Genomic DNA, 21688 nt, shown 5'->3' with positions numbered 1-21688 from the left:
GGTCGGCGGCGGGGGCGGCGGCGGAGGCGGCGGAGGCGTCTGAACCGCGCGCGCGCGCCGGTGCGCCCGGCCCGCCGCGCGGGCGTACACTGGGAGCGCGCCTGAAGAACCCGGTCACCGTCTCGACCGCGCCGCTGCATCACCACCGCAACGGCACGATGCTCGCCTCAGGGTTCGGCGCATCGATCGCACCGGCATCCGCGGATGCCGCAGCACGACGAGCGGGGGCATCGGCCCTGCTCTCTGTGAAGTGGAGAAGAATGGCTAACACCCGCCACCAGTCCTCAGGCTCGGCCGGTCGAGGCAGCGCGCCCAGTCGGGGCAATCGCCAGCGGGCCAGGTCCCGGGACGACGACGCGCCGATCATCCCGATCCTCGCCCGCAAGGTGCGCGAGGTGGAAGCGAAGGCGCAGGCCGGCGGGAAACTCGGCCCGACGAACCGCACGAAGTACCAGGTCATCGCGCTGCTGATGCGCGAGGAACGCGCCAGGGTCAAGGGCGACTCCGAGCTCGGCGACGTGAACCGGGCCGAACTGCTCAAACGGCTCGACGGCATCGCCCAGATCCTGGCCAGGACGGCCGCCAGGGACACCAGCCTGATCACCCTGCTGGAACCGGACGCCGGGGTTTCCACCGTCGCCCAGCGCTTCCGTCGCGACTGGCTGCTGGAGTCCGGCGCCGAACTGAGCCCCGACGAACTCATCATCACCCGCGAGCCGGAGGCGAAGGTCGAGGTCCCGCTGAACCAGGTGATCCCGCAGTCGGTCAAGGCCCGCAAGCTGGCCAACCCGTTCCTCGCGCCCGACTTCAGCGCGGCGGTTGCCCGCCCGGTCGTGCCCGTCCGCCGCCTCGCGAACTGGGAACTGCTCGGTCCGCTCTTCAAGTCGTTCGAGTACGGCTCCGGCGGCCAGGCGGCCACGATGGAGCTGCCCGAGGCGCCCAAACTCGACCGGCTGTCCCCGCGGGGCATGGAACTCATGCGCCACCAGGCCCGCTTCATCGAGAGCACGCGCCTGGGCCACCGGAGCTACCTCCTGGCCGACGAGCCGGGCCTCGGCAAGACCGCCCAGAGCCTGCTCGCGGCATCCGTCGCCGGCGCGTACCCGCTGCTGGCCGTCGTGCCCAACGTCGTCAAGATGAACTGGGCTCGCGAGGTGGAACTGTGGACGCCGCACCGCCGGGCCACCGTCATCCACGGTGACGGCGACACCCTGGATGCCTTCGCCGACGTCGTCATCGTCAACTACGACGTGCTCGACCGGCACCTCGCCTGGCTCGGCACCATGGGCTTCAAGGGCATGGTCGTCGACGAGGCCCACTTCATCAAGAACCTGCAGTCCCAGCGGTCCAAGCACGTCCTGTCCCTGGCGGACCAGATCCGGCGCCGCACGCCCGGCGGCAACCCGCTGCTGATGGCCCTCACCGGCACACCGCTGATCAACGACGTCGACGACTTCCGCGCGATCTGGCAGTTCCTCGGCTGGATCGAGGGCGACAAGCCCGCGCCGAGGCTCATGGCCAAGCTGGAAGAAATCGGCCTGACGCCGGCCGACTTCGGTTTCTACGCCGAGGCCCGCAAGGCCGTCATCGACATGGGCATTGTGCGCCGCCGCAAGGTGGATGTCGCCGCCGATCTGCCGGCCAAGCGCATCGCCGACCTCCCGGTCGAGCTTGACGACGACCTCGGCCGCTCGATCCGCCAGGCGGAACGCGAACTCGCCGCCCGCCTCGTCACCCGGTACAACGCCCTCGTGGCGGCCCGGCACCCGGGGACGTCGCCGGCGGAACTCGACGACGAACAACGCACCGCGTACATCCGCGCCGTCGCCAACGCCGAACTCGAAGAGTCCAAGGGCCAGACGACCGGCGAGAACGTGTTCACCATGGTGCGGAAGATCGGCCAGGCCAAGGCCGGGCTGGCGGCGGACTATGCCGCCCAGCTGGCCCACTCGGTCGGCAAGGTCGTCTTCTTCGCCAAGCACATCGACGTGATGGACGCCGCGGAGAAGATCTTCGCCAAGCGCGACCTGCGCACGGTGTCGCTGCGCGGCGACCAGACAGCGCTCGCGCGACAGGCCGCCATCGACGCCTTCAACAACGACCCGGGCGTGGCCGTCGCGGTCTGTTCGCTCACCGCTGCCGGCGTCGGCGTCAACCTGCAGGCCGCGTCGAACGTGGTCCTGGCCGAGCTGAGCTGGACCGCCGCTGAGCAGACGCAGGCGATCGACCGGGTACACCGGATCGGGCAGGACGAGCCCGTCACCGCCTGGCGGATCATCGCCGCGCACACCATCGACGCCCGCATCGCCGAGCTCATCGGCAGCAAGCAGGGCCTCGCCGCCCGGGCGCTCGACGGCTCGGAGGAAGAGGTCTCATCCGCGGACTCCGTGCAGGCCAGCGCCCTCATCTACCTGCTCAGCCAGGCCCTCGACGGCGACATCTAGCACGCCGTGATTTGAATCCGGCCGCCCGGAGGCAGCATGATATGTAGGCGGTGAACGGCGCCGACATGATTTCGTTTGCTTGAAGGAGCGCACCAGATGAAGATCGGTATCCTCACCAGCGGTGGCGACTGCCCGGGCCTGAACGCGGTGATCCGCGGAGCGGTGCTCAAGGGCGTGCGCGCGCATGATGCCGAGTTCGTGGGCATCCGCAATGGCTGGCGCGGCCTGGTCGAGGGCGAGTTCATGAAGCTCGACCGGCACAGCGTGCGCGGCCTCTCCCGCCAGGGCGGCACGATCCTCGGCAGCTCACGGACGAACCCCTTCGAGGGCGAGAACGGCGGGCCGGAGAACATCCAGCGGATGCTCGACGCCGAGGGGATCGACGCGGTCATCGCGATCGGCGGCGAAGGAACGCTCACCGCGGCGCGTCGGCTGACGGATGCCGGCATCAAGATCGTCGGCGTGCCCAAGACCATCGACAACGACCTCGCCGCCACGGACTACTCGTTCGGGTTCGACACGGCCGTGGAGATCGCCACCGAAGCCATCGACCGGCTCCGCACCACCGCCGAGTCGCACGGCCGCTGCATGGTCGTCGAGGTCATGGGACGCCACGTCGGCTGGATCGCGCTGCACTCCGGCATGGCCGGCGGCGCGCACGCCATCCTCATCCCCGAGCAGCCCAAGACCATCGAGCAGATCTGCGAGTGGGTGGAGCACGTCCGCGACCGCGGCCGGGCCCCCCTGATCGTCGTCTCCGAGGGATTCCTGCTCGCCGGCATGGAAGAGGCGCACTCGACCAAGGGCCTCGACGCCTTCAACCGTCCGCGTCTCGGCGGCATCGGCGAAATCATCGCCCCGATGATCGAAGAGCGCACCGGAGTGGAATCGAGGGCCACCGTGCTCGGCCACACCCAGCGAGGCGGCGCCCCGTCGGCCTACGACCGGGTGCTCGCCACCCGCCTCGGCCTCGCCGCGGTCGACGCGATCTACGCCGGCCAGTGGGGCTCGATGGTCTCGCTCAAGGGCACCGACATCGAGATCGTCAGCATCGCGGACGCCACCATCGGCCTGAAGACCGTCCCGGAGGCGCGCTACGACGAGGCCGCCGTCCTCTTCGGCTAACCCCTTCCCGCTACTTTTCCCCGCGAAACCGCAGTCGTGCGCCTTATTCGGGTCGTTTGACGCGCACAACTGCGGTTTCGCGGGACGGCGAGGGAGGTTGCGAGGGGGTGTCAGGCGAGTTTGGCCTGGACCTGGGCGAGCGAGGGGTTTGTGGCCGCGGAACCGTCGGGGAAAAGCACCGTCGGCACCGTGCGGTTGCCGCCGTTGAGGCTCATCACGAGCTCGGAGGTGCCGTCGACTTCCTCCACGTTGACCTCGGTGTAGCCGATCCCCGCCTTGTCGAGTTGCGATTTCAGGCGCGAGCAGTAGCCGCACCACGTCGTCGTGAACATGGTGATCATTCCGGAAGCGGGCACGAAGTCCATCCCCGAAGCCTAACCGGGCGCCGCTGGGAGCTCGCCCGCCCACTACGCTGGACTCCATGATGCTGCCCCAGGTGTGCGTGTGCTATCTCACGCGACGCTCTCCGGAAGGCACCCGGCAGGTGCTGCTGGGGCGCAAGAAGAAAGGGCTCGGCGTCGGCAACATCGTCGGCCTGGGCGGCAAGCTCGAGCCGGGCGAATCGGCGCTGGAGGCCGCCGTGCGCGAGGTGTTGGAGGAGTCCGGCCTGGTTGTCACGGCATCCGCCCTCGTGCCGCTGGGCGTGCTGACCTACCTCTTCCCGCACCGCGAGGCGTGGAGCCAGGAGTCGAGCGTGTTCGTCTGCGACGAGTGGACCGGCACGCCGAGGGAATCCGACGAACTCAACCCCGAGTGGTTCGATGTGGCAAGCTTGCCTGTCGACCAAATGTGGGATGACGCCAGGCACTGGCTGCCCGGAGTGCTCGCCGGAACCCCGGTGCGCGCAACATTCACCTTTGGCGAAGACCTGGAGACGGTAATCGCTCGTGCCTGAATTCACCCTGATCGTTGTGCTGGTGATCGCGCTGGCGCTCATCTTCGATTTCACGAACGGTTTTCACGACACGGCGAACGCGATGGCGACTCCCATCGCCACCGGCGCGATGAAGCCCAAGGTCGCCGTCGCGGTCGCGGCCGTGCTCAACCTGGTCGGCGCGTTCCTGTCCACGGAGGTCGCCAAGACGATTTCCGGCGGCATGATCAGGGAAGGCGACGGCGGCATCCTGATCACCCCGGAGCTGATCTTCGCCGGCCTGATCGGCGCGATCGTCTGGAACCTGATGACCTGGCTGCGCGGTCTGCCTTCCAGCTCGAGCCATGCGTTGTTCGGCGGCCTGATCGGCGCCACCATCATCGGCGCCGGGTTCCAGGCGATCGACTACAACGTGGTGATGTCCAAGGTCATCCTGCCCGCCCTCATCGCGCCCCTCATCGTCGGCCTGGTGGCGTTCCTGTCCACCCGGCTCGCCTACGCCGTGACCCGCCGCGAGGCCGGACGGCCCGACGGCCGCGGCGGATTCCGCTATGCCCAGATCTTCTCGTCCTCGCTCGTCGCCCTGGCCCACGGCACCAACGACGCGCAGAAGACCATGGGTGTCATCACCCTGACCCTGATCGCCAGCGGGTACCAGACCGTCGGCACCGGCCCGGAGTTCTGGGTGGTCGCCGCCTGTGCGCTCGCGATCGCGGTCGGGACGTACACGGGTGGCTGGCGCATCATCCAGACGATGGGGCGCGGCCTCACCGAGATCAAGCCGGCCCAGGGCTTCGCCGCTGAGACCAGCACCGCCGCCACCATCCTCGCCTCCAGCCACCTCGGCTTCGCCCTGTCCACCACGCAGGTGGCCTCCGGCTCCGTGATCGGTTCCGGCCTCGGGCGCCGCGGCTCGACCGTGCGCTGGGGCATGGCCGGCCAGATCGCGCTCGGCTGGGTGCTCACCCTGCCGGCCGCCGGCATCATGGGCGCCTTCGCCGCCGGGCTGGCCCTCCTCGGCCCGATCGGCATCGTGCTCGACGTCATCATCGGGTCGATCGTCGTCGCCGGGATCTACTGGTGGTCGCGCAGCAGCCGTGTGACGCACCACCACCTCCTTCACGACATCGATGACGCCGGTCACGTCGTCAGGATCACGAAGACGCCGCGCAAACCCGCTCGCCGGGACCGAAAGAAGGTGGCACTGTGATCGACTGGTTCGCGTTCCCCGTCGTAGCAGGCGCCTCGCTCGTCTCGTCCGCGCTCATCGTGACCCTGTACTCCCTGGGGCTCCGCCTGATGACCAGCGCCGGCCGCAGCCCGACCGTGGGTCCGGCCGAGTTCACCGGCGCGATCACGGTCCTCACACCCAAGCGCGCGGCGAAGGAGGCCAGGCGCACGCGCAAGGCCCTCGCAGCGAACCCGCTGACCGACGGCCAGAAGCGGCTCGCCCTCGTCGGCGCGTACGCCTGCTTCGCGCTCTGCGGCGGGGCGGTGTTGTTCGGCGTGTACCTGATCGTCCCGGCGCTCCAGGGCGGCTAGCGCAGGAACCAAGCAGGCGAGAGTCGCCGTTTCTGCCGAGAATCGCCACTCTAACGGCGACTCTGGGCGCAAATGGCGACTCTCGGCGCCGGACAGCCCGGCGAGCGCAGCTAGCTGGTGCCGCGCAGCCGGCCGATCGCGCTCATCAGGTGGTAGATCACGATGGCGGCGATCGTGCCGAGCGCGATGCCGTTGAAGCTGAACGCACCGATCGTGAGCGTGTAGTTGGCGATCCCGATGACCAGGGCCGTCGCCGCCGTGAACTGGTTGACCGGCTTGCTGAAGTCGACCTTGTTGTCGAGCCAGATCTTGACGCCGATCACGCCGATCAGCCCGTAGAGGGCGGTCGTCACACCGCCGAGCACCCCGGCCGGGATCGTATTGATCAGCTCACCCATCTTCGGCGACAGGCCGAGCAGGATGGCCACCAATCCGGCCACCCAGTAGGCCGCGGTCGAGTAGACGCGGGTGGCCGCCATGACCCCGATGTTCTCGCCGTACGTGGTGGTGCCGGAGCCGCCGCCGAAGCCGGCGAGCATGGTGGCCAGGCCGTCGGCGAAGAGCGCGCGTCCGGTGTACTGGTTCACCCGCGCATCCGTCATCTGGGCGACGCCCTTGATGTGGCCGACATTCTCGGCGATCAGCACGAGCACGACCGGCAGGAACGCCGGCAGCACGCCCCACACGGCCGGGTTCTCGAACGGGTTCGACGGTGCGGTGAACTGCGGCAGGCCGATCCAGGCCGCCTCGGCAACCTTGCTGAAGTCCACCTCGCCGAACATCACCGCGGCGACATAGCCGACGACGACGCCGAGGAAGATCGACAGGCGCCCGAGGATGCCGCGGAACAGCACGGTGCACAGGATGACGGCGGCCAGGGTGATCACGGCGGTGAGCGGCGCCGCCTCGAAGTTGGTCTTCGCGACCGGCGCAAGGTTGAACCCGATCAGCGCCACGATGGCGCCGGAGACGACCGGCGGCATGAGCGTGTCGATCCAGCCGGTGCCGGTGAACTGCACGAGCAGGCCGATGGCTGCCAGCAGGGCGCCGACGACGAGGATGCCGAAGAGGGCGCTCCCCATCCCGGCCGTGGCGGTCGCCGCGACGATCGGCGCGATGAACGCGAACGAGGAGCCGAGGTAGCTGGGCAGCCGGTTCTTCGTGATCAGCAGGAACAGCAGGGTTCCGATGCCGGAGAACAGCAGGGTGGTGCTCGGCGGGAAGTCCGTGAGCAGCGGCACGAGGAAGGTCGCGCCGAACATGGCCACCACGTGCTGGGCGCCGATTCCGATGGTGATCGGCCAGCTGAGGCGTTCACCCGGGCCGACAACCTCCCCCGCGGGAACCGATTTTCCGTCACCGTGCAGCGTCCAGGGCAGAGCCATTGTTTCTCGTTTCATTCGTTCTTAGCCTCAGGCGATCGTAGTGAATAAGATCGGGGGCGTGAGTCCACCTGCCCGAACGGACCGTCCGCGCCGCGCCGCAGGGCCGGCGGCCGAGGTGCGCGTGGCGACGGGCATCCTCCGCGGTGTCGCCGAACGCGGGGTGCTGGCCTGGCGCGGCATTCCCTACGCGGCGGCGCCGGCAGGACCGCTCCGGTTCCGGTCGCCGCAGCCGGCCGGGCCCTGGGCCGGGGTGCGTGACGCCGGCGACTGGGGGCCGGTCGCCCCGCAGCTGCGCCGGGGCCAGTTCATCGGCGCCCACCCGCGCATCCCGCAGGACGAGGATTGCCTGAACCTCAACGTGCTGGCACCCGACGCACCGGTCGATCCGGGGTCCCTCCGGCCGGTGATGGTGTTCATCCACGGCGGCGCGTACAGCGTCGGTTCGTCGCGGGAGAACCCGCGCCAGGGAGAGGGCCTGGTGCGCCGCGGAGGCATCGTCTACGTCAGCCTGAACTACCGGCTCGGCGCCCTCGGCTACCTCGACTTCACCCGCTACGCCTCGCCGGAGCGGCCGATTGAGAGCAACCTGGGCCTGCGCGACCAGGTGGCCGCCCTCTGCTGGATCCGGGAGAACATTCACGCCTTCGGCGGCGACCCGGATGCCGTCACCCTGTTCGGCGAATCGGCCGGCGGAAACGCGGTCACCACCCTGATGACCGTTCCGGCGGCGGCCGGCCTGTTCCAGCGGGCGATCGTGCAGAGCGCGCCTCCGAACGCGGTGTATCCGACCACGCTCAGCGCCCGATGGGCGGGCGACTTCGTCGAGATCCTGCGCGACCTGACGGGCGACGACTCGGAAGCCGCAACCCTGTTGCTCGGCGCCGATCCGTCGAGCCTCGCCGCCGCGACGGCCGTCCTCACCTCGCGTGCACCCGACGACTACCCGGGCACGATTCCCCTCTGCCCGGTCATCGACGGCGACTTCCTGCCCGAACGTCCGCTGGACGCCTTTCGGGACGGGCGGGCGCACCGGGTGCCCCTGATCATCGGCACGAACGAACGCGAGGGCTCGCTGTTCAGCGGACGGATCGACATCCTCGCCTCCACGCCCCCGCGCATCCGGGCGATCTTCACGAAGACGAAGAAGAAGGCGCGGAAGGCGCTCAAGGCGCACTACCCGGGCCTGCCCGACCAGCGGGCGGCGCTTGACTTCGGCGGCGACTACTCGTTCTGGTATCCGAGTGTGCGGGTGGGGGAGCGGCACTCGCGCTACGCGCCGGTGCATTTCTACCGCTTCGACGCGGCGCCCCGGCTGCTGCGCCGGATGGGCCTCGACGCCACGCACGGGCTGGAGATGTTCCCCTTGTTCGACCGGCTCGACGGCTGGTTCGGGCGCGGGATGACGGTGCTCGGCGGCCGCAGCACCTTCAAGGCCATCGGCGCCAGGATGCAGGGCTGGTGGACCGGATTCGCCGCGACCGGCGTGCCGGACGCCGACTGGCCCCGCTACGAGGAGTCCGAACGGAAGACGCTGATCATCGATGCCGTCGACCGGGTCGAGTCGGATCCGCTCGGCAACCGCCGACGTGCCTGGGGCGCCTTCGTCCCGCATGTCTGAGCGAAATCACCGTGCCGTTAGACTGGGCGCCTGAGACTTAGCCGCGACGGCCACGGGGAGAACACCATTTCAGCAACACAGACCGACACCGTTACGCCCGCGCCGAAGCAGGGATTCAAGGCCCGCACGGATCGGTACTTCGAGATCACCACCCGCGGGTCCAGCTGGGGCCGCGAGGTGCGCGGCGGGGTCGTGACCTTCGTGACGATGGCCTACATCGTCATCCTCAACCCGCTCATCCTCGGCGGATTCAGCGCCGACCAGGCCACCGTCGACGTGGCCGGCGGCTGGCTGCCCAACGCGCAGGTCGCGGCCGTCACCGCCCTCACCGCCGGCGTCATGACCATCCTGTTCGGGGTCATCGCCCGGCTGCCGTTCGGCTTCGCGGCCGGGCTGGGCATCAACTCCTTTCTCGCGGCGAGCGTCGTCGGCCAGGTCACCTGGGCCGAGGCGATGGGCCTCGTCGTGATCAACGGCCTGATCATCGTCCTGCTCGCCTCGACCGGGCTGCGCGCGATGATCTTCACCGCGGTCCCGCAGCAGCTCAAGCTCGCCATCACGGTCGGGATCGGCCTGTTCATCGCGTTCATCGGGCTGGTCGACTCCGGATTCGTCCGGTCCAGCGGCTTCGCCGCGCCCCCCGTGCAGCTCGGCGACAACGGCTCGGTCACCACCCTGCCGACCACGGTGTTCGTGATCGGCCTGATCATCATCGGCGTGCTGCTGGCCCGCAAGGTGAAGGCCGCGCTGCTGATCGGCATCGTCGCGACCACCGTCATCGCCGTCATCCTCGAGGCCATTTTCAAGGTCGGGCCGTCGTTCGGCACCAACCCGGCAGGCTGGAACCTGAACGCGCCGGTGCTGCCGACGACGATCGTCGCCATGCCCGACCTGAGCCTGCTCGGCCAGGTCAGCTTCGGCGCGTTCGACCGGATCGGCGTGCTCGCCGCCGTGATGCTCGTCTTCACGCTCGTCTTCACGAACTTCTTCGACGCCATGGGCACGATGACCGGCCTGGCCAACGAGGCCGGACTCGCCGACAAGGACGGCAACTTCCCGCGGCTGAAGTCCGCGCTGATCGTCGAGGGCATCGGCGCCGTGGCCGGCGGCGCGGCATCCGCTTCGTCGAACACGGTCTTCATCGAGTCCGGCGCCGGCATCGGCGAGGGCGCCCGCACGGGCCTGGCCAACGTCGTGACCGGGGTCCTGTTCCTCGCCGCGATGTTCTTCACGCCGCTCACCCAGATCGTGCCGCTCGAGGTGGCCGCCGCCGCGCTGGTCATCGTCGGGGCGCTGATGGTCTCGCAGATCCGGCACATCGACTTCAGCGAATTCTCGATCGTGCTGCCGGTCTTCCTCACCATCATCGTGATGCCGCTCACCTACTCGATCGCGAACGGGATCGGCGCCGGATTCATCAGCTGGGTGCTCGTCCGCTCGCTCTCCGGTAAGGCGAAGGGCGTCAGCCCGCTGCTCTGGATCGTGGCCGTCGGCTTCCTGATCTACTTCGCGCGCGGCCCGATCGAAGCCCTGCTGGGCTGATCCGGGCGATTACTCGAGGAAGCCCCGCAGGAGCAGGGCGGTGCCGTCGAGGTGCTCGCTCATCGCCTGCGCGGCGGCCTCGGGTCGGCCGGTGAGTATGGCGATCGCGATCTGCTCGTGCTGCGCGTTCGAGTGGGCGATGTTCGGTCCGAGCGAGGGGATGTTGTCGAGCAGCTCGTTCACCCGCATCCGCACGTCGGCGATCAGCGGCATCAGCGAGGCGGAACCGGCCAGCTCGCCGATCGTGAGGTGGAACCTCGAGTCCAGGCGCCGGTAATCCTCCCCGGCGGCCCCGTTCGCCTCGGTGAGGCTGGCCCAGAGCAGTTCCCGTTCGCCCGGGGACAACGGCCGCGCCGCCGCGTGCCTCGCGGCGCCCACCTCGAGGATCTCGCGGAGGGTGAGCGTGTCCTCGATCTCGTCGGGCGAGATCTCGCGTCCGGGCCGTAGCGCGCCGTCCCCGTCCGGCCCCGGCGTGTGCGTCGGCAGCCGCTCGTTCACGAACGTACCGCCGTACCGTCCGCGCCGGGAGACGAGGTAGCCGGCGTCGGCGAGCGAGGCGATCGCGTCCCGCAGCGTGTCCCGGCTGACGCCGAGCATCGCCGCGAGTTCCCGCTCGGGCGGCAGCCGCTCGCCGGGCGCGATGAGCCCGAGGCGCACGGTCTGCAGCAGGCGCTGCACGGTCTCCTCGAACGCGTTGCCCCCGGCCACCGGCCGCAGGAGCAATCCGCCATCGAGTCCGGCCGGTTCCTCCATCACATCGGCGTCGTATAGGCGGAGCTGATGCCGCCGTCGACGAGGAAGGTCGAGGCGGTGATGAAGGATGCGTCGTCGCTGGCCAGGAAGGCGACCGCGGCGGCCAGTTCCTCCGCCTCGGCGAACCGGCCGAGCGGCACGTGCACGAGCCGGCGCGCGGCCCGTTCCGGGTCGGCGGCGAAGAGCTCCTGCAGCAGCGGCGTGTTCGCCGGCCCCGGGCACAGCGCGTTCACCCGGATGCCCTGCCGGGCGAACTGCACGCCCAGCTCACGGCTCATCGCGAGCACGCCGCCCTTGGACGCGGTGTAGGAGATCTGGCTGGTCGCCGAGCCCATCACGGCAACGAACGACGCCGTGTTGATGATCGAGCCCTTCCCCTGCCGGACCATGTGCCGCAGCGCAGCCCGGCAGCAGAGGTAGACCGACTTGAGGTTGACGTCCTGCACCTTCTGCCAGGCCGGCAGCTCCGTGGTCTCGATCGAGTCGTCTTCCGGCGGCGAGATGCCCGCGTTGTTGAACGCGATGTCCACCGAGCCGTAGGTGAGGTAGGCGGTATCGAACAGCGCGTTCACCTCGTCCTCCTCGGTCACGTTCACCTTGAAGAACAGGCCGTCGACGAGGTCGGCGGCGGCAAGCCCGGCCTTCTCGTCCATGTCCCCGATCACCACCTTCGCGCCCTCCGCCGCGAACCGCTTCGCCGTCGCGAGGCCGATCCCGCTCGCTCCGCCGGTGATCACGGCGACCTTGCCCGCGAGGCGCTGGGTGAGGTCGATGGGGGTGATGCTGCTCATGGGCTGCTCCTTGCGTGAAAGTGGCGTGAAAACGTACGGCTAATCGACGGCGATGAAGACGTTCTTGGTCTCGGTGAAGTGCAGCGGGGCATCCGGACCGAGTTCCCGGCCGAGACCGGACTGCTTGAACCCGCCGAACGGCGTGGAGTACCGCACCGAGGAGTGCGAGTTGACGGACAGGTTGCCGGCCTCGACGGTGCGCGCCACCCGGATGGCGCGGCCGACGTCCCTCGTCCAGATCGACCCGGAGAGGCCGTAGTCGGTGTCGTTGGCCAGCTGCATCGCGTCGGCCTCGTCGTCGAACGGCAGCACGGTCACGACCGGGCCGAAGATCTCCTCCGTCACGGTGCGGTCGGAGCGGGACGAGGGGGTCAGCACGGTCGGCGCGAACCAGTAGCCAGGGCCCTCCGGCGCGCTCCCGCGGAACGCGACGGGAGCGCCCTCGGGAACATAGGACCGCACCGAGGCGAGGTGTTTCGCGGAGACGAGCGGACCCATCTCGGTGGCCTCGTCGCCGGGGTCGCCGACCCGCACTCCGGCCACGGCCGGCTCCAGAAGCTCCATGAAGCGTTCGTAGGCGCCGCGCTCGACCAGGATGCGGCTGCGGGCGCAGCAGTCCTGGCCGGCGTTCTCGAACACCGAGTAGGGGGCGGTTGCCGCGGCCTTCTCGAGGTCGGCGTCGGCGAAGACGATGTTGGCGCTCTTGCCGCCGAGTTCGAGGGTGACCCGCTTCACCTGCGCGGCGCATCCGGCCATGATCTGCTTGCCGACCTCGGTGGACCCGGTGAACACCACCTTGCGCACGGCCGGATGCGTGACAAAACGCTCGCCCACCACGGAGCCCTTGCCGGGCAGCACCTGGAAGAGTCCCTCCGGCAGACCGGCCTCGAGGGCGAGTTCGCCCAGGCGGATGCTCGACAGCGGCGTCCACTCGGCCGGCTTCAGCAGCACGGCGTTGCCGGCGGCCAGTGCCGGGGCGAACCCCCAGGCCGCGATGGTCATCGGGAAGTTCCACGGGGTGATCACACCGACGACGCCGAGCGGCTCGTGGAAGGTCACGTCGAGGCCGCCGGCGACGGGGATCTGCTGCCCGAACATGCGCTCTGGGGCGGCCGAGTAGTAGGTGAGCACATCGCGCACGTGGCCGGCCTCCCAACGCGCCTGCGTGATCGGGTGGCCTGAGTTCTGCACTTCGATCCGGGCGAGGTTCTCGCGGTCCCCGTCGACGGCCTCGGCGAAGCGGCGCAGCAGCGCGGACTTGTCGGCGGGGGAGACGCCCGCCCAGGCCTTCTGGGCGAGCTGCGCGCGCGCGACCGCCTCGTCGGTCGCGTCCCGGTCGAGGTGTTCGACCAGGGCAACCTCGGTCTCATCGGCCGGGTTGATGACGGTGTAGCTGCTCATGCGTGTGCCTTCCGGTCGTGCTCGTACTCCCGTGCCGCGTCCACCAGGCCGGCGAAGAGGCGGATGTCCTCCGCGGTCTGCTCCGGATGCCACTGCACGGCCACGCCGAACGGCACCTCGCTGAACTCCACAGCCTGAACGATCCCGTCGGCCGTGCGCGCGGTCACGACGAGGCCGTCGGCCACCCGGTCGATCGACTGGTGGTGGTAGACCGGGACCTGCAGCGGACCGGTCTGCGCGCCCAGCACCCCGTGCAGCCGGGATTCCGGTTCGACCTCCACGTCGACGACGTTGAAGATGCCGCCGCCGGCCTGGTACCTCGTGTCGCCGACGACATCGGGCAGGTGCTGGTGCAGTGTGCCGCCGAGGGCGATGTTCAGCATTTGCGCGCCGCGGCAGATGCCGAGGAACGGGAGGCCGCGCTGCAGCGCCTGGCGGAGCAGTTCGTCCTCCCAGGCGTCGCGGTCGGGCCGGGGCTCGTCGGTGGCCGGATGCGCATCCTGGCCGTAACGGGCCGGGTCTACGTCCTTGCCCCCGGTGATGATCAGCCCATCGAGCGAGTCGAGCACCCGTGCGGCGATGACCGGGCTGACCGGCTGCGGCGGCAGGAGCACGGCGATGCCGCCGGCCCTGGTCACCGCCTCGAAATAGGACTGCGGCAGGAAGGCCGCGCGCACGTCCCAGACGCCGGTCTGGGACTGCTCGAGGTAGGTGGTCAGGCCGATCACCGGCGGGCGAGGGTCAGAGGCGTTCAAAGCCGCGCACCCTCTCCCAGTCGGTCACGGCCGAGTCGTACGCCGCGATTTCGATCTGCGCATAGTTGAGGTAGTGGTCGACGACCTCGTTCCCGAACGCCTCCCGGGCGAAGGCGGACCGGGCGAACAGCGCGGCCGCCTCGCGCAGCGTAGCCGGAACCCGGGGCACGTCGCTCGTGTACGCGTTGCCCTCGAACAGGTCCTCGAGTTCGAGTTCATTCTCGATCCCGTAGAGGCCCGCCGCGATCAGCGCGCTGACGGCGAGGTACTGGTTCACGTCTCCGCCGGGCACCCGGTTCTCCACCCGCATCCCATGCCCCTGGCCCACGACGCGGAGCGCGCAGGTGCGGTTGTCGAGTCCCCAGGCGAGCGCGGTCGGGGCGAAGCTGCCCGGCACATAACGCTTGTAGGAGTTGATGTTGGGGGCGGAAAACAGGGTGAGTTCACGCATCACAGCGAGCTGGCCGGCCAGGAAGTGCCGGAACATCTTCGACATGCCGTGCGGGGCATCCTTGTCGGCGAAGACCGCCGAGCCGTCGGTGCCGCGCAGGCTGATGTGGATGTGGCAGCTGTTGCCCTCCTTCTCGTCGAATTTCGCCATGAAGGTGATGCTCTTGCCGTGCGCGTCCGCGATCTCCTTCGCGCCGTTCTTGTAGATCGAGTGGTTGTCGCAGGTGTCCAGGGCCGGCGCGTAGCGGAAGCCGATCTCCTGCTGGCCCAGGTTGCATTCCCCCTTGACCCCCTCGCAGTACATTCCGGCGCCGTCCATGCCCACCCGGATGTCGCGCAGCAGCGGCTCCATCCGGGTGCCGGCCAGCAGCGCGTAGTCGATGTTGTAGTCGCTCGAGTTGCGCATCCCCCGGTAGCCCTTCGCCCAGGCATCCCGGTAGCCGTCGTCGAAGACGATGAACTCGAGCTCGGTGGCGACGAGGGCCTCGAGGCCGTGCTCGGCCAGGCGGGCGAGCTGGTTCTTCAGGATCTGCCGCGGGGAGGCAACCACCGGGTTCTCGTCCAGCCAGTGCAGGTCGGCCGTGACCAGGGCGGTCCCCGGCAGCCAGGGAGCCCGGCGGAGCGTGGCCAGGTCGGGGATCATGGCCATGTCGCCGTAGCCGCGCGACCAGCTCGACATCGCATAGCCCTCGACGGTGTTCATGTCCACGTCGACCGCGAGCAGGTAGTTGCAGCATTCGGCGCCGTGCGTGGCGGCGTCTTCGAGGAACAGCCTCGCCGACAGGCGTTTGCCGACCAGGCGCCCCTGCATGTCCGTGAACGCAACGATGACCGTGTCGATTTCTCCGGCGCTGACGGCTCGGGTCAGCTCTTCGATCGTCAGGTTTCCAGAACGGTGGGTCATGGGCGTCTCCTCAGTGAGGCTTCGAATCGTGCGCTTTCCGACCATTAGACCACAGATCAACTCGGGAAGCTCGGGTCAATTGAGCGACGGTAATCACAAAGATTCGCTGCAAAGGTATGTACACGCAACCATTGCGGTCATATAGTCATGCCAAGTTAACTCACAGCGTTGCGGCAGCGCCCTCGGTGCGCGCAACCAGAGCGCAAAGGAAGACAGGATGTCCAAAGACACCTTGAACGTCTCGGGCGTGAAATACACCACCGCTGACGATGGGTATTTCGAGAAGCGCAAGCTGACCCGGTCGGCCGGCATCTGGGGGCTGTGGGGGCTCGCCGTCGCGGCGGTCATCTCCGGCGACTTCTCCGGCTGGAACTTCGGCATCGACTTCGCCGGCTTCGGCGGGATGCTCATCGCCTTCGCCCTGCTCGTCGTCATGTACTACGGCATGATCTTCAGCATCGGCGAGATGGCCTCGGCGATGCCGCACACGGGCGGCGCGTATTCCTTCGCCCGGGCGGCGATGGGACCGTGGGGCGGATTCGTCACCGGGCTGGCCGAGACGATCGAGTATGTCGCGACGACCGCGGTCATCGTCTACTTCTCGGCCGCCTACGCCGGGAGCATCACCGCCGAGCTGCTCGACTTCACGCTCCCCTCCTGGGTGTGGTGGATCATCCTCTACGTCGTCTTCATCGCGCTGAATTCGGCCGGAGCGGCCATCTCGTTCACCTTCGCGATCGTCGTGTCGATCATCTCCATCGCCATCCTGCTGGTGTTCTCGGTGATGGCAGCCTTCTCCGGGCTGTTCAGCTGGGACAACCTGTTCAACATCGTTCCGGACGCCGGCCAGACGGAGTTCCTGCCGCACGGCTGGATCCCGATCCTCTTCGCCCTTCCCTACGCCATGTGGTTCTTCCTCGGCATCGAGGAACTGCCCCTGGCCGCGGAGGAATCGCACAACCCCGTGCGCGACATTCCCCGCGCCGGCCTCGTCGCTCGCACAACGCTGATCATCACCGGACTGCTGGTGCTCTTCCTCAACACGGGAATCGTCGGCGCCGACAAGATCGCTACGGCCGGCGAGCCGCTCCTCGACGGCTTCCGCGCCATGGTCGGCGACGAGCTGGCGGCCGTCCTGTCCCTGTTCGCGCTGGTCGGCCTGCTGGCCTCCCTCCAGGGGATCATGTTCGCCTATGGGCGCAACATGTACTCGCTGTCCAGGGCGGGCTACTACCCGAAGTTCCTCTCGCTCACCGGCAAGCGGCAGACGCCCGCCGTCGCGCTCCTGGTCGGCGCGGTCATCGGCTTCATCGCCCTGGTCCTCGTCGACGCGCTCGGCGGCACCGGCGGGGTCGCCGGCGCGATCGTGCTGAACATCGCGATCTGGGGAGCGGTGATCGCCTACGTGCTGCAGATGGTCTCCTTCCTCATCCTCCGCCGCAAGTTCCCGAACGCGAACCGGCCCTACCGGAGCCCGTGGGGCGTCCCTGGGGCGGCCGTGGCCGGCATCCTCTCGCTGGCGATCTTCTTCGGTTTCTTCATCAACGAGCCGGCCCGCCCGGCCATCGTGGCCATCGCGGCCGTCTACGTGGTGATGCTGCTGATCTTCGCGCTCTACGGACGCACGCGCCTGGTGCTCTCTCCGGAGGAGGAATACGCGGTGTCCGGCGGCCTGCACGGCGACCCGCAGAAGGAGGGCTACGGCGGCCCGGTCGAGGACGAGCTCCTCTCCCTCGACGGGCGCGACGAGCCCACCAAGTAACCCCGCTCCCCACTTCGCCGAACCGTGAGTTTGGCACCTTCCCGGGCCCCACGAAGGTGCACAACTCACGGTTCGGCGTGGGGTGTCGCGCTAGTCTCGGGGCGTGGCCATCCGGGAACGACGTCGCGACAACCATCGCGACCAGCTCGAGGCCCTCGACCGCGCCATCGGGGACCTCGACTGGACCGTGCCCCCGCCCGGCACGACATCCTTCGGCTTCCCCGCACCGAGCGGCATCCTGGCCGCGACCGCGCTGGGCGACCCCGCGCATCCCCGCGTCGTGCTGCTGCCGGGGGCCACCGGGTCCAAGGAGGACTTCGTGCTGCTCGCGCCGCTGCTGCGTGACGCCGGGTACTTCGTGGAAAGCTACGACCTGGCCGGCCAGTACCAGTCCGCAGAGGCGGGGCCGGGCGAGGACGGCAGGTATGACTACGCCCTGTTCGTGGCCGATCTCATCGCCTTCCTCGAAGCCGGTTCGACCCCGGTGCACGTGCTCGGCTACTCCTTCGCCGGCGTCGTCGCCGAACTCGCCCTGGCCGAGCGGCCGGAGCTGTTCGCGACGCTCACGCTCCTCGGCGCCCCGCCCGAACCCGGCCAGGCCTTCCGCGGCGTGCGCTGGATCGGCAAGTTGAGCTACCTGCTCCCGGCGCACCGGATCGCCTCGCTGACCATCTGGGGCATCGTCACGAACAAGAACAAGGTCCGGTCGGGCCGGCTCGCCCTCGTTCGGATGCGATTCCAGTACACGAGCCGGCGGAGCTTCGACGACATCGTCCGGCTGATGAAACACACCCCCGACGTGCGCGCGGTGCTCGCCACGGCCGGGATCCCGATCCTCATCGCCGTCGGCGACAACGACCTCTGGCGCCATTCCCTGCACCGCGGCCTCGCGGACCGCATCGGCGCGGAGCTGCGCGTCTACCGCACCGGCCACAGCCCCTGCGAAACGACCCCGCACCAGCTGGCCCGCGACATGCTGGCGCTCTACGCCCGCGGCGCCACCCGGTAGTGCGTGGCGTCCCGGAGCCGTCGCCGCCTCGCCACCCGGCGCTTCACCGGCGAATCTTCCGGCCAGTGCAGCCGGAGCGTGCGGACGGCCCAGGTCAGCCGGCGTTTGAGGCCGCTCCACGAGTCGAACGGCCTGGCCGAGATGCCGACCCGCAGGGTGCGGTCGTAGGCGACGGTCACGGCCGGATCGAGGTGGATGCTGAAGTCCAGGTCGTCGTGCACGTCGTTGCGATCGCGGTGCACGACGTCGCGGGCGTCGAGCCAGACCTGGCGGCGCATGGCGAAGTTCGAGCCGAAAACCGGCGGGCTGGTGAGCCAGAGCCCGATGGCCCAGAAATAGCCGCCGATGTAGACGGTGCGCCCGAGGGCGCTGACGAGCGCGCTGCAGCCGTAGAAGTCGCCCGGACCGGTGAGGATGTCGACGTCCGGCGACGTGTCCAGCCGGCCCTCGATCCGCAGCAGCCAGTCCGCCGGGGGAATCGAATCGGCGTCCAGGCGGGCGATCACGTCTCCCGTGGCCGCGTCGTACCCGGCCGAGGCGGCCGGCCAGATGCCCCTGGCCGGTTCGTAGACGACGCGGGCGCCGGCCGCGCGGGCGACCACCGCCGTGGCATCCGTGCTCGCATTGTCGACCACGACGATCTCGTCGGCCGGGCGAAGCTGTCCGGCGAGGGCGACGAGGCAGGTGTTCAGGAACACCGCGTCGTTGTACGAGGGGATCACGACCGAGATGGTGGTCATCGTGGTCTCCTCCCCGGGGGCCGCCCAGGGCCTGCACGCCCGATCTTACGCCGCGAGGCAGCCTAGATGACGCGGCAGTGTGTGGTGAGGAAGCCGATCTTATCGATCGACACGGTCACGGTCGAGCCGTCCTGCAGGAACACCTGCGGCTTGCGGCTGTACCCGGCGCCGCCGGGGCTCCCGGTGGAGATCAGGGTGCCGGGCAGCAGGGTCGAGGTGGTCGAGAGGTAGGCGATGATCTCGGCCACCGTGCGCACCATGTCGCCGCTGGAGGCGTCCTGGAGCACGCGGCCGCCCACGTTCGTGGTCAGCCACAGGTCCTGCGGGTCGGCGATCTCGTCGGCGGTGACGACGACGGGGCCGGTGGGGGTGAAGCCGTCGAAGGACTTGCACCTGGACCACTGCGCCTCGGAGAACTGCAGGTCCCGCGCCGTGATGTCGTTGACGACGGTGTAGCCGAACACATAGTCGAGGGCGTCGTGCACGGACACGTTGCGCGCCGGCCGGCCGATAATCACCCCGAGTTCGGCTTCGTAGTCGACCTGGCTGGTCAGGTCGCCGGGCCAGGTGATGGTCGACTCGTGCCCGGTGAGGGAGTTCGGCCAGAGCGAGAACACCGTCGCCGCCGTCTCGGAGCGCAGCTTGAGCTCGTCGGAGTGCGCGGCGTAGTTGGCGCCGATCGCGATGATCTGCGGCGGGCGCAGCACCGCGGAGGAGTGCCGGAGCCCGTCGAGCGGGGTGAGGCTCGCCCCGTGGGATGCCGCGTTGAGGCTGAGCGCGCGCACCCGGTCGAATTCCTGCTCGCCCCTCTCGATCAGGTCCTGCAGGTCGCGCGGGGCATCGTCCATGACCTCGTCGAGGAACAGAGCGGCGTCCCCGAACACCGCTGCCAGCCGAGGGGTGGACTGGCCTTCGACCCTGAGGTGCGCAAATTTCACCTGTCTAGGCTATCGGCACCGAGGAGGCGTTCGGTTGTGGGGCGTCGCTAAGGGCTCCGCCGGATCGTTGGAGGAGATCGACGGACGCGCCCGCCGCGCGCCAGAGGTGCATCCCGGCGTAGCTGCGCCAGGGTGCCCAGCCGGCCCCACGGGCGGCGAGCGCCCTGGCCTCGCCCGGCAGCCCGAGCCGCGCGGCGCCCTGGCGGAGCGCCAGGTCGCTGGTGAGCAGGATGTCGGGGCTGCCGAGCACCCGCATCGCCACGTAGCCGGCCGTCCACGGTCCGATCCCGGCCAGCGCGGTCAGCCGTGACTCCAGGTCTTCGCGGGTCTCGCCGACGTCGAGCGCGAGTTCGCCCGTGCCGAGCGCCTCGGCGACGCGGATGATCGTGTTGATGCGCGCGGCCGGTCCCCGGAGCACGGAGCGGCCGTCCGCGGCGATGCGCTCGGCCGTGGGGAACAGGCGCCGCGGCCCGTGATCCTCGCCAGGCAGCTCCCCGCCGGGGAGCCCGCCGCCGGGGAGCTCGTCGCCGAGGGCCGCCGCCAGGCGGGTGAGCGCCGTTCGGGCCGCGGCCACCGAGACCTGCTGGCCGATCAGCGCGCGAAACAGCGTTTCCTCCGGGTCCATGCTCCCGGGCACCCGGATGCCGGGGATCGCGCCGACCGCGGACGCGAGCGCGGGATCGGCGGCCAGGGCCATGGCGATCGCGGCGGCGTCCGCGTCCAGGTCGAGCAGGCGGCGCACGCGGCTGACCAGCGGCGCCAGGTCGGCGAGGTTCGTCAGCTTCGCCGTGCAGAGGATCGCCGGGGCCGCCGTCGTTCCGGCGAGGGACAGCGCGACCGTCGCGAAGCCCTGGGGGAGCCGGAGCGTGCGCGTGTAGCCGGTCTCGGTGGCCTGCTCGACGCCGGCGATGGCGCGCGTGCCGAGGAAGGCGAGCACGCCCGCCCCGTCGAAGGGCGCCCGGGCCGGGAGCTGCAGCGTGATGCCGGTCGCCAGGGTGGCCGCGGCATCCGTTTGCTCGTCGCGGGACCGCCGGGTCCCGCCGGTGGCCCGCAGCTCCGAGGGGGTGCGTTCGTAGACGGCGGCGATCGTGTCGTTGAACTGGCGCACGCTGCCGAAGCCGGCCGCGAACGCGACCTCGGAGATCGAGAGCCCCGTGTTGATCAGCAGCACCCGGGCCGTCTGCGCGCGGTGCGCGCGGGCGAGGGCGAGCGGCCCGGCCCCGACCTCGGCGACGAGCACGCGGGTCAGGTGCCTCGGCGTGTAGCCGAGGCGGGCGGCGAGCCCGGGCACGCCGTCGCGTTCCACCGCGCCGTCCGCGATCAGGCGCATGGCCCGCGCGGCAAGGTCGTCGCGGATGTTCCAGGCCGGCGATCCGGGAACGGCGTCCGGCAGGCACCGCTTGCAGGCGCGCAGGCCCGCCTCGTGCGCCGCGGCGGCGGTGAGGTAGAACGACACATTCGCCGGCTTGGGCGTGGCGGCCGGGCAGCTGGGCCGGCAGTAGATGCCGGTCGAGTGGACGCCCGTGATGAACTGCCCGTCGAAGCGGGCGTCGCGGGACGACATGGCGCGGTACCGTTCGGCGAAGACCGCGTCGGCCGGGCCTGGGCGGGTGGTGTCGGTTCTGGTCACCAGCCCAGCCTGTCACGTCCCTCTG

19 protein-coding genes are annotated in these 21688 nt (G+C 69.7%); 9 read left to right on the top strand and 10 right to left on the bottom strand.

The features are described from left to right. The first annotated feature begins 260 nt into the window (after positions 1–260). Together E3O23_RS17920 and E3O23_RS17915 are read left to right on the top strand one after the other, a co-directional pair. On the top strand, positions 261–2444 hold the full coding sequence (locus E3O23_RS17920; RefSeq protein WP_134493444.1) for a DEAD/DEAH box helicase: 2184 nt from the start codon (positions 261–263) through the stop codon (positions 2442–2444). A gap of 96 nt (positions 2445–2540) precedes the next feature. Beyond that, positions 2541–3569 carry a 6-phosphofructokinase gene (locus tag E3O23_RS17915; RefSeq protein ID WP_134493442.1) on the top strand — a complete coding sequence of 343 codons (1029 nt, stop codon included), beginning with the start codon at positions 2541–2543 and terminating at the stop codon, positions 3567–3569. Positions 3570–3679: 110 nt separating this feature from the next. Here the strand turns inward: E3O23_RS17915 and E3O23_RS17910 are convergent, their stop codons facing one another. Beyond that, entirely contained in the window at positions 3680–3934 is a 255-nt protein-coding gene (locus tag E3O23_RS17910; RefSeq protein ID WP_134493440.1) for a mycoredoxin, read from the bottom strand. Positions 3935–3990: 56 nt separating this feature from the next. Here E3O23_RS17910 and E3O23_RS17905 point away from each other — a divergent pair, with 56 nt between their 5' ends. Genes E3O23_RS17905 through E3O23_RS17895 form a run of 3 tightly spaced genes read left to right on the top strand, consistent with a single transcriptional unit; the run spans position 3991 to position 5985 of the window. Then, positions 3991–4464, top strand: a complete 474-nt coding sequence (locus tag E3O23_RS17905; RefSeq protein WP_134493438.1) for an 8-oxo-dGTP diphosphatase — start codon at positions 3991–3993, stop codon at positions 4462–4464. Then, positions 4457–5653, top strand: coding sequence for an inorganic phosphate transporter (locus E3O23_RS17900; RefSeq protein ID WP_174776666.1), 1197 nt, complete (start codon positions 4457–4459; stop codon positions 5651–5653). Before E3O23_RS17905 ends, E3O23_RS17900 begins: the two co-directional genes overlap by 8 nt. Further along, positions 5650–5985: a peptidase gene (locus tag E3O23_RS17895; protein WP_134493436.1), complete on the top strand. Its 336-nt coding sequence runs from the start codon at positions 5650–5652 to the stop codon at positions 5983–5985. Before E3O23_RS17900 ends, E3O23_RS17895 begins: the two co-directional genes overlap by 4 nt. A 110-nt stretch (positions 5986–6095) precedes the next feature. Here the strand turns inward: E3O23_RS17895 and E3O23_RS17890 are convergent, their stop codons facing one another. Then, on the bottom strand, positions 6096–7370 hold the full coding sequence (locus tag E3O23_RS17890; protein ID WP_134493460.1) for a uracil-xanthine permease family protein: 1275 nt from the start codon (positions 7368–7370) through the stop codon (positions 6096–6098). 58 nt (positions 7371–7428) lie between these two features. On the opposite strand from E3O23_RS17890, the gene E3O23_RS17885 reads away from it, so the two are divergent. Both E3O23_RS17885 and E3O23_RS17880 read left to right on the top strand, forming a co-directional pair. Further along, a complete protein-coding gene (locus E3O23_RS17885; RefSeq protein WP_241983545.1) occupies positions 7429–8988 on the top strand; it encodes a carboxylesterase/lipase family protein in 1560 nt (519 codons plus the stop codon). Positions 8989–9054: 66 nt separating this feature from the next. Further along, positions 9055–10530, top strand: coding sequence for an NCS2 family permease (locus E3O23_RS17880; protein WP_420897679.1), 1476 nt, complete (start codon positions 9055–9057; stop codon positions 10528–10530). Positions 10531–10539: 9 nt separating this feature from the next. On the opposite strand, the gene E3O23_RS17875 is transcribed toward E3O23_RS17880, so the two are convergent. Genes E3O23_RS17875 through E3O23_RS17855 form a run of 5 tightly spaced genes read right to left on the bottom strand, consistent with a single transcriptional unit; the run spans position 10540 to position 15584 of the window. Continuing rightward, the gene (locus tag E3O23_RS17875) at positions 10540–11283 is read right to left on the bottom strand and encodes a FadR/GntR family transcriptional regulator (protein WP_134493458.1); all 744 of its coding nucleotides are present in this window, start codon (positions 11281–11283) and stop codon (positions 10540–10542) included. Then, the gene (locus E3O23_RS17870; RefSeq protein WP_166784404.1) at positions 11283–12074 is read right to left on the bottom strand and encodes a 3-oxoacyl-ACP reductase; all 792 of its coding nucleotides are present in this window, start codon (positions 12072–12074) and stop codon (positions 11283–11285) included. Before E3O23_RS17870 ends, E3O23_RS17875 begins: the two co-directional genes overlap by 1 nt. A gap of 39 nt (positions 12075–12113) precedes the next feature. After that, the gene (locus E3O23_RS17865; protein WP_134493430.1) at positions 12114–13475 is read right to left on the bottom strand and encodes an aldehyde dehydrogenase family protein; all 1362 of its coding nucleotides are present in this window, start codon (positions 13473–13475) and stop codon (positions 12114–12116) included. Then, complete coding sequence (locus E3O23_RS17860) at positions 13472–14230, bottom strand: gamma-glutamyl-gamma-aminobutyrate hydrolase family protein (RefSeq protein WP_134493428.1); 759 nt, start codon at positions 14228–14230, stop codon at positions 13472–13474. Before E3O23_RS17860 ends, E3O23_RS17865 begins: the two co-directional genes overlap by 4 nt. Further along, entirely contained in the window at positions 14217–15584 is a 1368-nt protein-coding gene (locus tag E3O23_RS17855) for a glutamine synthetase family protein (RefSeq protein ID WP_134493426.1), read from the bottom strand. The genes E3O23_RS17860 and E3O23_RS17855 overlap by 14 nt, the downstream gene beginning before the upstream one ends. Positions 15585–15801: 217 nt before the next feature. Between E3O23_RS17855 and E3O23_RS17850 the strand changes: the two genes are divergently transcribed. Both E3O23_RS17850 and E3O23_RS17845 read left to right on the top strand, forming a co-directional pair. Next, positions 15802–17346, top strand: coding sequence for an amino acid permease (locus E3O23_RS17850; RefSeq protein WP_134493424.1), 1545 nt, complete (start codon positions 15802–15804; stop codon positions 17344–17346). 103 nt (positions 17347–17449) lie between these two features. Then, complete coding sequence (locus tag E3O23_RS17845) at positions 17450–18355, top strand: alpha/beta fold hydrolase (protein ID WP_134493422.1); 906 nt, start codon at positions 17450–17452, stop codon at positions 18353–18355. Here E3O23_RS17845 and E3O23_RS17840 read toward each other — a convergent pair. The 3 genes from E3O23_RS17840 to E3O23_RS17830 all read right to left on the bottom strand — a co-directional run bounded on the left by E3O23_RS17840 (position 18331) and on the right by E3O23_RS17830 (position 21663). Then, positions 18331–19095, bottom strand: coding sequence for a glycosyltransferase family 2 protein (locus E3O23_RS17840; protein WP_134493420.1), 765 nt, complete (start codon positions 19093–19095; stop codon positions 18331–18333). The two genes, E3O23_RS17845 and E3O23_RS17840, sit on opposite strands and share 25 nt — an antisense overlap. Before the next feature lie 62 nt (positions 19096–19157). Continuing rightward, the gene (locus tag E3O23_RS17835) at positions 19158–20033 is read right to left on the bottom strand and encodes a fumarylacetoacetate hydrolase family protein (RefSeq protein WP_241983544.1); all 876 of its coding nucleotides are present in this window, start codon (positions 20031–20033) and stop codon (positions 19158–19160) included. Positions 20034–20037: 4 nt separating this feature from the next. Beyond that, positions 20038–21663: a DNA-3-methyladenine glycosylase 2 family protein gene (locus tag E3O23_RS17830; RefSeq protein ID WP_255453326.1), complete on the bottom strand. Its 1626-nt coding sequence runs from the start codon at positions 21661–21663 to the stop codon at positions 20038–20040. Positions 21664–21688: the final 25 nt, after the last annotated feature.

The sequence above is a fragment of the Cryobacterium tagatosivorans genome (assembly GCF_004402215.1).
GTDB lineage: Bacteria > Actinomycetota > Actinomycetes > Actinomycetales > Microbacteriaceae > Cryobacterium > Cryobacterium tagatosivorans.
Note: the sequence above shows the minus strand (reverse complement) of the source record. Positions and strands in the feature narration are given on the sequence as shown.